This is a genomic window from Pelistega sp. MC2 (assembly GCF_900099475.1).
GTDB lineage: Bacteria > Pseudomonadota > Gammaproteobacteria > Burkholderiales > Burkholderiaceae_B > Taylorella > Taylorella indica.
Window position 1 is genome coordinate 448,111 of the sequence record NZ_LT628275.1, and the last position, 15,514, is coordinate 463,624.

The window sequence follows — 15,514 nt, forward strand, 5'->3', positions numbered from 1 at the left end:
AACAATAACTATGTTGCTTTCAGAACAGGCTTATAAATTGATTGATATTGAATTGGCGAAATATCCAGCCGATCAGCGTCAGTCAGCAGTCATGTCAGCATTGCGTATTGCGCAAACTGAGAAAGGCTGGGTTTCTCCAGAAATCATTGATGATGTCGCTAACTATATTGGTATGCCTCCTATTGCGGTACAAGAGGTAGCGACATTTTATAATATGTATGACCTTAAACCAGTGGGTCGTTTCAAAATTACTGTTTGTACAAACTTGCCGTGTGCTTTAAGAGACGGTGAAAAAACACTGGATTACCTAAAAGAACAATTGGGTATTGATGTGAATGAAACAACACCAGATGGGCTAGTTACTCTTAAAGAGGGTGAATGTATGGGCGCCTGTGGTGATGCACCTGTTTTATTGGTCAATAACCATCATATGTGTGTTCGCATGTCAAAAGAGCGCATTGATGAGATGTTAGCTGATATTCGCAAAGAGGGGCAAGCATGAGTTTTTTAGATAAGTATTCTCATGGTCTAGCACCAAATCCAGGCAATGATTTAGTCAATAGTATGGCACTGCACGGACGCCATATTAAGCCTCAAATTCTTGCTGATTTGAATGGTGATAACTGGCATCTTGAGGATTATATTAAACGGGGTGGTTACGAAGCTGTTCGTAAAATTCTCACAACAGGCATGACTCAAGAAGAAGTGATTGCTGAAGTAAAAGCATCTGGTTTACGTGGTCGTGGTGGTGCAGGTTTCCCGACAGGTCTAAAGTGGAGCTTTATGCCTCGTTCTTTCCCGGGTCAAAAATATATTGTTTGTAACTCGGATGAAGGTGAACCAGGAACATTCAAAGACCGTGATATTTTACGTTTTAATCCTCATGCAGTGATTGAAGGTATGATTATTGCTGGTTTTGCTATGGGTGTTAGTGTCGGTTATAACTATATCCACGGTGAAATTTTCGAAATCTATCAACGTTTTGAACAAGCATTAGAAGAGGCGAGAGCAGCTGGTTTCCTAGGGGCTAATATTCTAGGAACAGATTTCAGCTTTCAGCTTCACGCTCATCATGGTTATGGTGCTTATGTATGCGGTGAAGAAACTGGTCTTTTAGAATCATTAGAAGGTAAAAAAGGTCAGCCACGTTTTAAACCACCGTTCCCAGCAAGCTTTGGTTTATATGGTAAACCAACAACGATTAATAATACTGAAACCTTTGCGGCTGTACCATGGATTATTCGCAATGGTGGTCAAGCGTATGCTGAGGTAGGTATTCCAAATAATGGTGGTACAAAATTATTCTCTATCACCGGTGATGTAGAGCGTCCAGGAACTTACGAGATTCCTTTAGGTACTCCATTTTCTACATTGTTGGAGTTGGCTGGCGGTATGCGAAATGGAGCTAACCTAAAAGCTGTTATTCCTGGTGGATCAAGTGCACCAGTGATTCCAGGCAATATTATGATGGATTTAACCATGGATTATGACTCTATTTCAAAAGCAGGTTCAATGCTAGGGTCTGGTGCTGTAATCGTGATGGATGATACACGATGCATGGTCAAATCATTATTGAGATTATCTTATTTCTATTATGAAGAAAGCTGTGGTCAATGTACTCCTTGTCGTGAGGGTACTGGTTGGCTATATCGGATTGTGAATAGAATTGAGCATAGACAGGGTCGTCAAGAAGATTTAGACATGCTAGATACAGTAGCGGGTAATATTATGGGGCGTACGATTTGTGCGCTAGGTGATGCCGCTGCAATGCCAGTACGTGGTTTCTTAAAACATTATCGTGATGAATTTGCGCACCACATTGAACATAAAAAATGTGTTGTAGCTCCTTATAAGTAGGTCAAAAATGGTTGAATTGACTATTGATGGTAAAACAGTATCAGTTCCTGACGGTAGCATGGTAATGCATGCAGCCAACGAACTCGGTATTTATGTGCCACATTTTTGCTATCACAAGAAGTTATCTATTGCAGCTAACTGCCGTATGTGTTTAGTGGAAGTGGAAAAGGCTCCTAAAGCATTACCTGCCTGTGCAACACCAGTGACACAAGGTATGGTGGTTCATACAAACTCAGAAAAAGCAAAAGCGGCTCAAGAAGCGGTGATGGAATTTTTATTAATTAATCACCCATTAGATTGCCCAATTTGTGACCAAGGTGGTGAATGCCAGTTACAAGACTTAGCTGTTGGCTATGGTAAATCTGCTTCGCGCTATAAAGAAGAAAAACGTGTAGTGATGCATAAGTCAATGGGACCTTTGGTTTCTGCTGAGGAAATGTCGCGTTGTATTCAATGTACTCGTTGTGTTCGTTTCGGTCAGGAAGTCGCTGGTCAAATGGAACTTGGCATGTTAAATCGTGGTGAGCACTCAGAGATTACTTCATTTGTTGGTAAGGCTGTTGAGTCTGAACTATCTGGCAATATGATTGATATTTGTCCAGTGGGGGCTTTAACATCAAAACCTTTCCGTTATTCAGCACGTACATGGGAGTTAGCTCGTCGTCGCTCTGTTAGTCCTCATGATAGTTTAGGTACTAACCTCGTTGTTCAGGTCAAAGGCGATCAAGTGATGCGTGTAGTGCCTTTTGAAAATGAAGAGGTAAATGAGTGCTGGATTAGCGATAAAGATCGTTGGTCATACGAAGGGTTGAATGTCGAAGATCGTCTCACAGTACCAATGGTGAGAGATGAGAACAATGTTTGGCGTGAGACCTCTTGGCAAGATGCACTCAAAGTGGCTACTGATGCGTTACAACAAATTGCTACTCATGACGGTCCAGAATATATTGGTGCGTTAGCTAGTGAAACATCTACATTAGAAGAGTTAGCATTACTAAAACGTTTATTCAATGGTTTAGGGTCTGCTAATGTGGATTCATTGTTGCGTAATAACGATGCGAACTTTGCGCGTGCATTCCAGGGAGCTCCTTGGTTAGGCATGCCAATCGCTGATTTAGATACAGTAGACGGTGTTGTAGTAATCGGTTCATATTTACGTAAAGATCATCCATTAATGGCACAACGTTTACGTCAAGTAGCAAAACGTGGAGCTCGTATCGTTTTAATTGATAGTTATGGTGAAGATCCTTTATTCCCTATTAGTGCTCGTTTAACAGTTGCGCCTAGTCAATTAGCTAATACAGTTGATGCTGTGGCTAAGGCAGTAGTTGCTCAAAAAGCAGGTCAGCAAGTGGATATGGCAGATCCAGTACAAGTCTTGGCAAGCCATCTAGTAGGTGGTACTAAGCCTGCTGTATTCTTAGGTAATGCAGCAGTTGCGGCACCTGATGCTTCTCAAATTGTAGCTAAGGCACAAGATTTAGCACAAGCCTATGATGCAACATTAGGCTTCCTAACTGCAGCAGCAAATACTGTGGGTGCTTATATCGTTGGTGCTGTTGCTCAAGGTGATGGATTGAGTGCTAAACAAATGGTTGATAACCAGTTAAAAGCTTATGTGGTCTTACATGCTGAGCCTAAGTTTGATATTGAAAATGGCTTACAAGCAGAGAAAACATTAGCCAATGCATTTGGTATTGCACTAACTTCCTATAAGTCAGCCGCATCTTCTTGGGCTAAAGTGATGTTACCTGTAGCGCCATTTACTGAAACATCAGGTACATTTATTAATGCAGAAGGTCGTGTACAAAGCTTTAAAGGAGTTGTTGCTTCTCAAGGTCAATCACGTCCAGCATGGAAAGTCTTGCGTGTGATGGGTAATCTTTTACAATTCTCTGGTTTTGAGCAAGAGTCATCAGAGCAAGTTCGTGATGAGTTAGTTGGTACTAGTGTAGCAGCTAAACTTAATAATAAAGTCAATGTCATTGGTCAAGAAGTTCGTCGTGGTGAAGCTGAAACAGGTTTAGAGCGTGTTGCAGAAGTATCTATTTATCGTACAGATGCTGTAGTAAGACGTGCTGAATCTTTACAAGCAACTGAGATCAGTAAAGCGCCAAAAGCACGGTTGAATGCTAATACATTAGCTTCTATGCAAGTGGCAATTGGTGATAAGGTAAGAGTGAAGTCTGCTAATGGTTCTGCAGAGTTTGTTGTTGAGGCAGACAACGACCTTGCTGACGGAACTATTCGTTTGGCTCAAGGATTTGATGAAACTGCGGTATTAGGTAATTCCTATGCCCGTTTAACTGTGGAGCGAATCTAAAATGGATATTTGGTCTTGGTTCACAGATGGTATAGCTGCGCTTAATACCTGGGGTATTAACCTTATTGGTGAAACAGCGTGGTTAGTCATTTGGTCAATCATTAAAATTTTAGTGATTGCATTGCCAATTATTATCTGTGTGGCTTTCTTAACATTATGGGAACGTCGCATGATTGGTTATATGCATATCCGTCGCGGTCCAAATAGAGTGGGGCCTGGTGGTATTCTACAGCCATTTGCGGACGTACTAAAGTTATTAACAAAAGAAGTTATTGTTCCTTCAAAGTCAAACAAAATTTTGTATATTGTGGCTCCAATCTTGACATTAGTTCCCGCATTAGCGGCTTGGGCTGTGATACCTTTTGGTCCTGAAGCTGTATTGGCTAATATCAATGCAGGATTATTGTTTGTGATGGCTGTGACGTCATTAGGTGTATATGGTGTGATTCTTGCAGGTTGGGCATCAAACTCCAAATATCCATTTATTGCCGCTATGCGTGCATCAGCGCAAATGATTTCATATGAATTGGCGATGGGTTTTGTATTACTAACTGTGTTGCTTGTGTCTGGTACGCTAAATATGAATGGTATCGTGACAACACAAACAAAGGGTTGGTTTGCTGATTTAGGACTAACATTCCTTTCTTGGAACTGGTTACCATTATTACCATTGTTCGTTATTTATGTGATTTCAACAGTTGCGGAGACAAACCGTCATCCATTTGATGTGGTTGAGGGTGAGTCTGAGATCGTAGCTGGTCATATGGTGGAATATTCTGGTATGGGCTTTGCAATGTTCTTCTTAGCAGAGTATGCCAATATGATTCTTTTATCAGCAATGGCATCAATTTTATTCCTTGGTGGTTGGTCTAGTCCTTTAGACTTTGCGCCATTTAATATGATTCCAGGTTGGCTATGGTTAGGCATCAAGGCTTTTGTTGTTGTGTCGTTCTTTATTTGGTTCCGTGCATCATTCCCACGTTATCGTTATGACCAAATTATGCGTTTGGGGTGGAAAATTTTCATCCCATTAACAGGTATTTGGTTAGTAGTTGTGGCGATTTGGATGCAAACACCATTTAATATTTGGACCCATAACTAAGGAGTAGGTAAGATGAGTTTTAAAAATCACTTTGGAAGCCTATTCTTGACTGAGTTACTCAAGGGTATGGCATTAACAGGTAAATATTTCTTCAAGCCAAAATTTACCTTACGTTATCCATATGAAAAGACACCGATGTCACCACGTTTTCGTGGTTTACATGCACAACGCCGATATGCTAATGGTGAAGAGCGTTGTATTGCCTGTAAATTATGTGAAGCTATTTGTCCAGCAATGGCAATTAGTATTGAGTCTGAAGAACGAGCAGACGGTAGTCGCCGTACTAAGCGTTATGACATTGACTTAACCAAATGTATTTTCTGTGGTTTTTGTGAAGAAAGTTGTCCTGTCGATGCGATTGTGGAAACACATATTCACGAATATCACGGAGAAAAACGTGGTGATTTATATTTCACTAAAGATATGCTTTTAGCCGTTGGTGATAAGTATGAACCAGAAATTGCAGCGCGTCGTGAAGCTGATGCGCCTTATCGATAGGGCAGGTGAATAACATGATATTTTCAACTGTGTTATTTTATATTTTAGCGGTAGTGCTCATTTATGCATCGGTGCGAGTCATATTAGCACGCCATCCAGTAGTTGCTGTATTACACCTTATTTTAGGGTTTTTTACAGCATCAATGCTGTGGATTTTGATTGGCGCAGAATTTCTCGGGCTATTACTGATTGTGGTATATGTAGGAGCAGTGATGGTGCTGTTCTTATTCGTAGTGATGATGATTGATGTCGTTCCAGAATCATTACGTAGTAGTTTTAGAACTTACTTGCCTATCGGTATCGTTGTGGGAGGTATTATGGTGACTGAAGTGGCCTTTGTATTAGGGTCAGCTTATTTAAATACACCAGCACCTGCTACCTTGCCTGAAGGTTATAACAATACACTAGAGTTAGGTATAGCGATGTATACTCAATACTCATTTGCAATTCAAGTGGGTGCGTTGATTCTTTTAGTGGGTATGATTTCAGCGATTGCCTTAACATTACGTGATCGTAAGAACCGTAAATATATTCTTGCTAGTGATCAGTTATATGTCAAAGCAAAAGATCGTGTACGTTTAGTGGATATGAAATCAGAAGTGGACACTCCTAATGTTGATGGGGGTGAAAAATAATGACTATTACTCTAGCGCATTACCTTATTCTTGGTGCAATTTTATTTGCATTAGGTATTTTTGGTATTTTCTTTAATCGTCGCAACTTGATTAGCTTGCTAATGTCAATTGAATTGATGTTATTAGCTGTCAATATAAATTTTGTGGCATTTTCTGTATGGCATCCTGTAAATGGCTTACCTGATACAGCGGGTCAAATTTTTGTGTTTTTTATTCTTACGGTGGCTGCCTCTGAAGCGGCAATTGGTTTAGCGATTTTAGTATTACTATTCCGTAAGATTAATTCTATTAATGTAGACGACGTAGCTCGTCTAAAAGGGTAAGGGGATTAAGAATGACAACATTTTCTCCTATTCTCTTAGCATGCATTGCCTTTGCACCATTGCTAGGTGCAATTTTGGCAGGCTTATTTGGTACAGGCTTTTTGGGGAATTGTGTGAGCCGTAGAGGATCGCATATGGTGACGATTGCATTAGTTGCTTTCTCAGCGATTGCCTCAATTTTTGTACTGTACCAAGTCATTATGCATGATGCCTATTTTAATGACTCAATCTATACGTGGAGCATGATTGGCAACATTAAGATTGATATAGGATTTTTAATTGATCCTTTAAGTGCATTAATGATGGTTGTAGTCACATCAGTTTCATTGATGGTACATATCTACACGATTGGCTATATGGCTGATGATCCCGGCTACCAACGCTTCTTTGCCTATATTTCATTATTCACCTTCTCTATGTTAATGCTAGTGATGGGTAATAATATGTTGCTATTGTTCTTTGGTTGGGAAGCAGTAGGTTTAGTCTCTTATCTACTTATCGGTTTCTGGTATACCAAAGATACCGCCATTTTTGCGAACATGAAAGCATTCTTGGTAAACCGTGTGGGTGACTTTGGATTTATCCTAGGTATTGGTTTACTTTTTGCTTTCACTGGTTCAATGAATTACGATCAAATTTTTGCAAAAACGCAAGAATTAAATCAGGTCACTGTTTTAGGTGATTGGCATATGCTGACTCTCGCATGTATTTGCCTATTCATTGGTGCTATGGGTAAATCAGCTCAAGTGCCATTACATGCATGGTTACCTGACTCAATGGAAGGTCCTACTCCTATTTCAGCGTTAATTCATGCGGCAACCATGGTGACAGCAGGTATCTTTATGGTATCACGCTTCTCTCCAATCTATGAGTTAGCTCCTAGTGCTTTATCATTGATTATTGTGGTGGGCGCAATTGGTGCGTTATTCTTAGGTATCTTGGGTCTTATCCAAAACGATATTAAACGCGTTGTGGCTTACTCAACATTATCGCAACTTGGTTATATGACTGTAGCACTAGGAGCATCTGCTTACTCAGTGGCAGTATTCCACTTAATGACACATGCTTTCTTTAAAGCATTATTGTTCTTGGGAGCTGGTTCAGTCATTATTGGTATGCATCATGACCAAGATATTCGTAATATGGGTGGTTTACGCAAATATATGCCAATCACTTGGATTACTTTCTTAATTGGTACATTATCACTAGTTGGTACACCGTTCTTCTCAGGTTTTTATTCGAAAGAGCATGTTATTGAGGCTGCCCACCATGCAAGTGTTTGGGGTTCCGGCTTTGCTTATTATGCAACTCTGATCGGTGTATTCGTGACATCTCTTTACTCTTTCCGTGTTTACTTCTTAGTGTTCCATGGTAAAGAGAGATTTGATACGACAGACCATGCACATAATGATCATCACGATAATCACGGACATGATGATCATGGACATCATGGTGGTAAACCACACGAGTCACCATGGGTCGTAACCTTGCCATTAGTGGTATTAGCTATTCCGTCAGTCGGCATTGGTGCTTGGGCAGTTGATGCATTGTTATTTGGTGGTTACTTTAAAGATGTTATCTTTACTGGTGGCGAACATAGCACAGCAATGCCTGCATTAGCAGAACATTTCCACGGTTGGGTAGAGTATGGTATTCACGCATTTACTACGTTACCATTCTGGTTAATGGTAGCAGGTTTAGTTGTAGCCTTATATGGGTATGTGATTAATCCTTCATTACCTCCTAAGATTTATAAAGCATTCTCTGGCGTGAATCGTGTTCTTGAAAACAAATACTATGTAGATTGGATTTATGAGAATGTATTTGCACGAGGAGCACGTAGCTTAGGTAAGTTATTCTGGAATGTCGGCGATAAAGGTATTATTGAAGGCATCCTTATTGGTGGTTCAACCCGTTTAGTCGGTTTAGTAGCGGCAATTAGCCGAGTACTACAATCAGGTCATATTTATCATTATGCGTTTGCAATGATTGCGGGTTTAATCGTATTAATTTCTTTCTTTGTTTTGGTGAAATAAGGGCGGCGAAATGACATCAACTATTCCATGGCTTTCCTTATCGATTTTTGTACCCATTATTGCTGGTATTTTAGTATTAGTTTTTGGGCGAGATGATCGCGCAGACTATACGAGAAAAATGGCATTGATTGGTGCAATAGTCAGTTTTTTAGTAACGTTACCTATTATCGCGGGCTTTGACGCATCTACAGCAGATATGCAGTTTGTAGAGCAAGTAGCTTGGATTGATGCCTTTAATGTATCTTACCATTTAGGTGTGGACGGTATCAGTGTATGGTTTGTGATCCTAACCGCATTTATTACCATTATGGTGGTAGTAGCTGGTTGGGAGGTTATCACTAGCCGAGTAGCGCAATACATGGCCGCTTTCTTAATCCTTTCTGGATTAATGGTAGGTGTGTTTGTCGCATTAGATGGCTTGCTTTTCTATGTATTTTTCGAAGCAACGCTTATTCCTATGTATATTATTATTGGTGTTTGGGGGGGACCAAATCGTGTTTATGCCGCCTTCAAATTCTTTTTATATACATTGCTAGGTTCTTTACTAACACTGATTGCGTTTATTTATTTGTATACTCAAACAGGCACGTTTGATATTGCGACATGGCAAAAATTGCCTTTAGGTATGACGCCACAACTATTCATTTTCTTTGCCTTGTTTGCAGCCTTTGCTGTTAAAGTACCGATGTGGCCAGTTCATACTTGGTTGCCTGATGCTCATGTTGAAGCGCCTACAGGTGGTTCAATTGTACTTGCAGCGATTATGTTGAAATTAGGTGCGTATGGTTTCTTGCGTTTCTCTTTACCTATCGCTCCTGATGCATCACAAAGCATGGCAGGTTTAATGATTGCATTATCATTAATTGCGGTGATTTATATTGGTCTTGTAGCAATTGTTCAGGACGATATGAAAAAATTGGTTGCCTATTCTTCTGTGGCACATATGGCATTTGTGACCTTAGGCTTCTTTATGTTTAATACAACAGGTCTTGAGGGTGCTATTATCCAAATGATTTCACATGGCTTCGTCTCTGGTGCGATGTTTATGTGTATCGGTGTACTTTATGATCGCTTACATTCACGTCGTATTGCTGATTACGGTGGTGTGATTAATGTGATGCCAAAATTTGTGACTTTCTTTGTATTGTTCTCTATGGCAAATAGTGGTTTACCAGCGACAAGTGGATTCGTTGGTGAGTTCTATGTGATTTTAGGTGCGGTGGAATATAATTTCTGGATTGGTCTATTAACGGCAACCGCATTAATTTTGGGTGCTTCTTACTCATTATGGATGGTTAAACGTGTTGCGTATGGTTCAGTCAAAAATCCACATGTAGCAGAAATGAGTGATATTAATAAACGTGAATTTGCTGTCCTCGCTTGTTTAGCTGTATTTACATTATTTATGGGTGTATATCCACAAGCATTTACAGATGTTATTCACGTTTCAGCACAAAACTTACTTGAGCATGTTGCTCAATCTAAACTGTAGGCTAGGACAATAATGGATAATCAATTTAATTTTGTACTCGCATTACCGGAAATTGTTCTCTGTATTTTGGCAACCGGTATTCTACTTGTAGAGGCTTTTGCGAAATCGAAAGATAGTGCATTAAGTTACACACTATCAATAGTCTCATTAGTTGTTGTGTGTATTATCTCTTTATTCCAATGGAATAGTGGGGTAGATGGAACGACTTTTTATCAACAATTTACAGTTGATCCATTAGCACACCTATTAAAAGTATTTTCATACATTGCTGTACTTGTTACGTTAATCTATAGCCGCACGTATTTAGTCGAGCGTTTTATGGTGAAAGGTGGTGAGTACTATGCCTTAACACTTTATGCTTTACTAGGTCAAATGGTGATGATTTCTGCGTCAAGCATGTTAACTATTTACCTTGGTTTAGAGTTAATGTCATTGGCGTTATATGCGCTAGTTGCTGTCCGCCGTGACCATTTAGGTAGCATTGAGTCTGCGATGAAATACTATATTCTTGGCTCTTTAGCTTCTGGCTTTATGCTCTATGGTATCTCAATGGTGTATGGTGCGACTGGCTATGTAAATTTAGCTGATGTCGCGCAAGCATTACATTCAGGTAAATATGAGCAAATGGCATTTGTATTAGGTGTTGTATTTGTCGTAGGTGGTATTGCCTTCAAACTTGGAGCGGTGCCTTTCCATATGTGGATTCCTGACGTTTATCAGGGAGCACCAACAGCAGTTACGTTGACTATTGCTGCGGCTCCAAAATTAGCGGCTTTTGCGATGGCATTACGCTTATTAGTTGAGACGATGAATGCTGTGTCAATCAGTTGGCAACCAATGTTAATTATCTTAGCAGTGTTATCACTTGCGATTGGTAACTTGACAGCGATTATGCAAACTAACTTTAAACGTATGCTTGCCTACTCGACTATTTCACATATTGGTTTTGTGTTGCTAGGTTTATTGTCGGGTGTTTCTGATGGTAAATTGACTAGTGGAGCCTATGGTGCATCATTGTTCTACATGATTACCTATGTGTTAACAACATTAGCTTCATTTGGTGTGGTGTTAATCCTTAGCCGTAATCATTTCGAAAGTGAAGAGATTAGCGATTTAGCAGGTTTAAATAAACGCAATCCATTACTGGCATTTGCTATCTTAATCTTGATGTTCTCGTTAGCAGGTATTCCTCCATTAGTAGGATTCTATGCTAAATTGGTTGTGCTTCAAGCCGCATTAGCAGCGGGTCATATTGCACTAACAGTGATTGCTGTACTGTTCTCATTAATTGGTGCTTTTTACTATCTAAGAGTAGTGAAAACAGTCTACTTTGATGAGCCACCAGTAAATGCACCTGCTATCGGTAACCAAGTAAGTTTCCGTAGTGGTGTATTATCAGTGAATGGTTTCTTAATTGTGTTGCTAGGTATTTTACCTGGCGCTTTATTAACACTATGTGTCCAAGTGATTGATGCTTCACTTAAATTTGGACAATAATTAGTTTTTTTGAATAAGTAGTATGTATCCAGAAATATCCGTTTGGTTAATTATATTGTTGGCGATTGTTTGTGCTAATTTGCCGTTTTTGACCAAGCGGATATTTGCTTTTGTCCCTTATCAACTTAAGGGTGAGCCAGAAAAATTTGCTGGGTTTTATACGGCAAGAGCATTAATATCATATGTGTTGATGGGGTTCACGTTTTATCTATTATCTGAACCTGCTTTTCCTCTTAGTGCTAAACTCTTTGCGCTATTTGTATATATATTGATTTTTATGGCACCAGGCTATTTTTATGGCAAATATATTTCGTATAAAAATATTGGTATTGAATTGCTAGAGTTGATTCTTGCTATCTGTTTTGTCGCTGCTGTGGGCTTCTTTATTGAATCTTACTATGCCAATAAATATACACAAAGCTGGCAATTTTACGCTATAGGTATTTGTATTTTCTTGGTGCTATCTTTTCCAGGATTTGTGTGGCGACATTTGATGCGTCATCCAAAATCTGCTTCCTAGTATATTGAAGAAGAGTTGAAAATCTCTTTATATATTTGCCAATAAGACTATTATTTTTGTCCGTGTAATTCTTGATGAATACGCATGGCTTTTGCTTCCATTCGTTTTAGTTCAGTTATTTTAAGATTCTCTGGCGCTGATTTCATAATCACTTGCATGACTTGAGCTGTTGCAATGGCATCAGAGATGGCTTTATGTCTATTGCTATTTTGAATAGCAAATAAATTCATCCAATAATCTAGATTACGATGCTGTCTGGCATGTTCAGGAAAGAATAAGGGGGCAACAAAAGCAATATCTAGCCAAGTACGATTATTTAAATCTATGCCAAGGTATTTTTTTAATGCTTTATTTAGCATTGGTTTATCGAACCCTACATAAAAGGCAACAAGAGGTTGTTTACCAATAAACTCTAAAAATTGCATTAGTGCTTCAGCCGGATCTATGCCATTGAGTTGCGCTTGTCTGCTAATGCGATGGATTAAAATATTTTTTTTGCTACTACTTTGTTCTTGCCTCAGAATAACATCTAGTGTTTGCGATAGAGGAATTTTTCCATTGATTAATTGACAAGCACCAATGGCAATTAATTGGTCTTTGCGTAAACTAAATCCACTTGTTTCTACATCAAGAATAATAAATTTTATATTGGTGAATGGTTGTGCTAAGTCTGGTTCAGGTAAAGCTTTCCATCGCTCAAGACGTTGTTGAATATGTTCATCTATGACAGGACTAGGATTAAAGAAAGATTTAATGAATCGGGGTAGTGACATATTCGCCTCTATAAATGGAAACGATGAGCAAGGCTACTTTGGAGTTCACGGATTAAGCGAAAAGCTTCTTTTAATACACGGGTATTTAGAGAGTTTAGCTCGCTTGGTTTTATTTCATTACTTAGCGGTAGATTGGCTTTATCCAACTCAAAATGATGTTGCATACGTAATAGTTGGATAAACAAGAAAGATTCAATACACCCATTAATTTGTTTTTCAGTAAAGCCAGCTTTGTTAATAATATCTTTAAAGCGTTGAACAGTGTTGGTACTATTTGAACCATGTTCAAGCGCAAGAATACGTGCTATATCAACCAATAAGGCAGAACCATTTATTTTCAAGTCAATCGCATTATGGCTATTAGTATTAAAATCCTTGAGTAATCCAAGAGGAGGGCGATTATTTAAGGCATTTTGCGTGAGAAAGCGGAAGAACATTTTTTGTATTGAGGCATATTCTTGCAACCAAGTACGTAAATCATTTGCTAGGGAAAAGTCGCCCGAAATGGCTCGGAAATCGAAAAAAATCGTACTATTTAATAAAGCTTTGGAATCAGGTACATCAATCCATTTAGTAAATCGTTGCTGCCATTCTTTTTCACTCAAACAGCATTCAGGATTCATTGCCATGATATTACCTTTGCATAGTGGAAAGCCAAGCTTATCTAAATCGTGATTGACAGCATGAGCAAATGACAATAGTACTTGTTTATGTGCATGGTTGTTTTGACTATCCTTATAAATAATACCGTTATCTTGATCTGTATAAAACATTTGTTCCATACGGCCTTCTGACCCCATGGCAATCCAACAAAAATCAATATTTGCTAATTCTGGATGTGCTTTTTGTTGTAGCTCAATAACTTTCTCGGTAATTAAATCATTTAAGGTTGAAATAATATGGGTGAGTTGTCCAATTGCCACACCTTGAGCCATCATGTTTTGAGCCAGTTTTTTAATCTCTACAAGTGATAGCTTGAGCTCTTCTAAATGTGTTGCATGATGAATCATATGGCTAATATCGCGTAGTCCAATACGTTGTAAAGAAAATAAGTCTCGCTCAGACACTACACCTAAAAAGGTATGCTGGTGATCAATAATGAGAATATGTCTAAAGCCATATTTCGCCATTAATAAAGCAGCTTCATAAGCCATATCCTCTTTATTTAAACAGATAGGGTCAGTCGTCATGAAATCAGCTATAGGTCGATCAAGGGATGCTTGCGGAATGGTAATTCGACGTAAAACATCATGTAAGGTAAATATACCAATAGGCTGAATATGCTCATTAACGACTACCATAGAGCCAATACCAGTTTTATCCATCATATCTAGAACATCACGAATGTGCTTATCGGCTTTACATGAAAATGCTTCTTTGTTGAGTAACTCTCCTAGTTGAAGAGATAAGGTCTGTTGAGAGGTGGTGCTATTGGTATATTGATTTTGAATAATACGTTTTGATTCCTCTAATAATGAAGCCACACGAGTTTCACAGAACGCACGAAATTCTGTACTTTGCTCTCTTAACTGGTAAAACACTGAGCTAGGAATTTGATAAACAAAACAATCCGTTAGTGCAATAAATTGGCTAGTATTTGGGGTATTAGAAATGAGTGGTCCAAATGGAAAACCTTCGCCTTCTTCAAATTCAAAGGCATTCTTATAGAATTGGTTTTCTTTTGCTTCTCGTTGGCTTTGGACAACGCCTTGTTTCATAATAAAAAACACATCAGGTGGCGTATCTTTTTTATTATCTAGAAGAATTTCCCCTTCGGAAAAGTAATTGATTTCTGCTTGCTCCGCTAATAGTGTCATTGATGAAATATCCATTTTTTGGAAAGGTAAGAATTGTTGTAAATGACTAATGGTTGAGCGGATAGCTTCCATAACGAGACCCTGTTGATTGCTAGATTAGGCAAAATAAAAATATGTAACAAAGCTGATTTGAATTTAATTTAAATCAAAAAAATTTATAGGCATACCAGTTACTGTATCGAAAATAGTGACTATATGTACCTAGTATAACTACTTATTTTTAAATAAAAAATATCTTAATTTATTAGAGATTTCCCTAATTTTTAGAAAAAAACCTTTGCCTTTTTAATGGATGAAAATATACTGAAACAGTCGTTTATGAAGCATTAATCTATTACATTCTTATAATCTAAAAGAGGAGACAAAAATGAGCGACAATCATCAACAAATCGACCATGGCGGGTACTGGAAAGCAACTAAAAGGTTGTTATTGTCCATTCTCGTTGTTTGGTTTTTATGCTCTTATGGTGCGGGTATTTTGTTCGTCGAGTTCTTTAACCAATTCCATATTGGAGGTTATCCATTAGGATTCTGGTTTGCTCAACAGGGCTCTATTTATATCTTCATTATCCTGATTTTCTACTACACCAAGAAAATGGGTGATATTGATAAACGTTTCGATGTACACGAGGAATAGGAGT

At 38.6% G+C, this 15,514-nt stretch carries 14 protein-coding genes; 12 read left to right on the plus strand and 2 right to left on the minus strand.

Translation table 11 applies throughout. The features are described from left to right. Window positions 1-10: 10 nt before the first annotated feature. From nuoE to BQ4443_RS07685, 11 genes are read left to right on the plus strand one after another with little or no spacing between them, the layout of a single operon-like run. Window positions 11-502: an NADH-quinone oxidoreductase subunit NuoE gene (gene nuoE, locus BQ4443_RS07635; protein ID WP_023950469.1), complete on the plus strand. Its 492-nt coding sequence runs from the start codon at window positions 11-13 to the stop codon at window positions 500-502. Further along, a complete protein-coding gene (nuoF, locus tag BQ4443_RS07640) occupies window positions 499-1,857 on the plus strand; it encodes an NADH-quinone oxidoreductase subunit NuoF (RefSeq protein WP_071058515.1) in 1,359 nt (452 codons plus the stop codon). Before nuoE ends, nuoF begins: the two co-directional genes overlap by 4 nt. A 7-nt stretch (window positions 1,858-1,864) precedes the next feature. Continuing rightward, a complete protein-coding gene (gene nuoG / locus BQ4443_RS07645; RefSeq protein ID WP_071058516.1) occupies window positions 1,865-4,180 on the plus strand; it encodes an NADH-quinone oxidoreductase subunit NuoG in 2,316 nt (771 codons plus the stop codon). Between the two features lies 1 nt (window position 4,181). Continuing rightward, the gene (gene nuoH / locus BQ4443_RS07650) at window positions 4,182-5,282 is read left to right on the plus strand and encodes an NADH-quinone oxidoreductase subunit NuoH (protein ID WP_023950475.1); all 1,101 of its coding nucleotides are present in this window, start codon (window positions 4,182-4,184) and stop codon (window positions 5,280-5,282) included. A 12-nt stretch (window positions 5,283-5,294) separates the two neighbouring features. Then, window positions 5,295-5,780: an NADH-quinone oxidoreductase subunit NuoI gene (nuoI, locus tag BQ4443_RS07655; RefSeq protein ID WP_023950477.1), complete on the plus strand. Its 486-nt coding sequence runs from the start codon at window positions 5,295-5,297 to the stop codon at window positions 5,778-5,780. A gap of 14 nt (window positions 5,781-5,794) precedes the next feature. Next, on the plus strand, window positions 5,795-6,415 hold the full coding sequence (locus BQ4443_RS07660) for an NADH-quinone oxidoreductase subunit J (protein ID WP_023950479.1): 621 nt from the start codon (window positions 5,795-5,797) through the stop codon (window positions 6,413-6,415). After that, window positions 6,415-6,738, plus strand: coding sequence for an NADH-quinone oxidoreductase subunit NuoK (nuoK, locus tag BQ4443_RS07665; protein WP_023950481.1), 324 nt, complete (start codon window positions 6,415-6,417; stop codon window positions 6,736-6,738). Before BQ4443_RS07660 ends, nuoK begins: the two co-directional genes overlap by 1 nt. 11 nt (window positions 6,739-6,749) lie before the next feature. Next, window positions 6,750-8,774, plus strand: coding sequence for an NADH-quinone oxidoreductase subunit L (gene nuoL, locus BQ4443_RS07670; RefSeq protein ID WP_023950483.1), 2,025 nt, complete (start codon window positions 6,750-6,752; stop codon window positions 8,772-8,774). Window positions 8,775-8,784: 10 nt separating this feature from the next. Beyond that, a complete protein-coding gene (locus tag BQ4443_RS07675; RefSeq protein WP_023950485.1) occupies window positions 8,785-10,266 on the plus strand; it encodes an NADH-quinone oxidoreductase subunit M in 1,482 nt (493 codons plus the stop codon). 12 nt (window positions 10,267-10,278) lie between these two features. Beyond that, window positions 10,279-11,763: an NADH-quinone oxidoreductase subunit NuoN gene (gene nuoN, locus BQ4443_RS07680; RefSeq protein WP_023950487.1), complete on the plus strand. Its 1,485-nt coding sequence runs from the start codon at window positions 10,279-10,281 to the stop codon at window positions 11,761-11,763. Between the two features lie 22 nt (window positions 11,764-11,785). Continuing rightward, complete coding sequence (locus BQ4443_RS07685) at window positions 11,786-12,283, plus strand: DUF2818 family protein (protein ID WP_031274421.1); 498 nt, start codon at window positions 11,786-11,788, stop codon at window positions 12,281-12,283. Between the two features lie 50 nt (window positions 12,284-12,333). Here the strand turns inward: BQ4443_RS07685 and BQ4443_RS07690 are convergent, their stop codons facing one another. Then, on the minus strand, window positions 12,334-13,056 hold the full coding sequence (locus BQ4443_RS07690) for a 3'-5' exonuclease (RefSeq protein WP_023950489.1): 723 nt from the start codon (window positions 13,054-13,056) through the stop codon (window positions 12,334-12,336). Window positions 13,057-13,064: 8 nt separating this feature from the next. After that, window positions 13,065-14,945 carry a DUF294 nucleotidyltransferase-like domain-containing protein gene (locus BQ4443_RS07695; RefSeq protein WP_071058517.1) on the minus strand — a complete coding sequence of 627 codons (1,881 nt, stop codon included), beginning with the start codon at window positions 14,943-14,945 and terminating at the stop codon, window positions 13,065-13,067. 295 nt (window positions 14,946-15,240) lie between these two features. Between BQ4443_RS07695 and BQ4443_RS07700 the strand changes: the two genes are divergently transcribed. Then, window positions 15,241-15,510: a DUF4212 domain-containing protein gene (locus BQ4443_RS07700; protein ID WP_023950493.1), complete on the plus strand. Its 270-nt coding sequence runs from the start codon at window positions 15,241-15,243 to the stop codon at window positions 15,508-15,510. Window positions 15,511-15,514 lie beyond the last annotated feature (4 nt).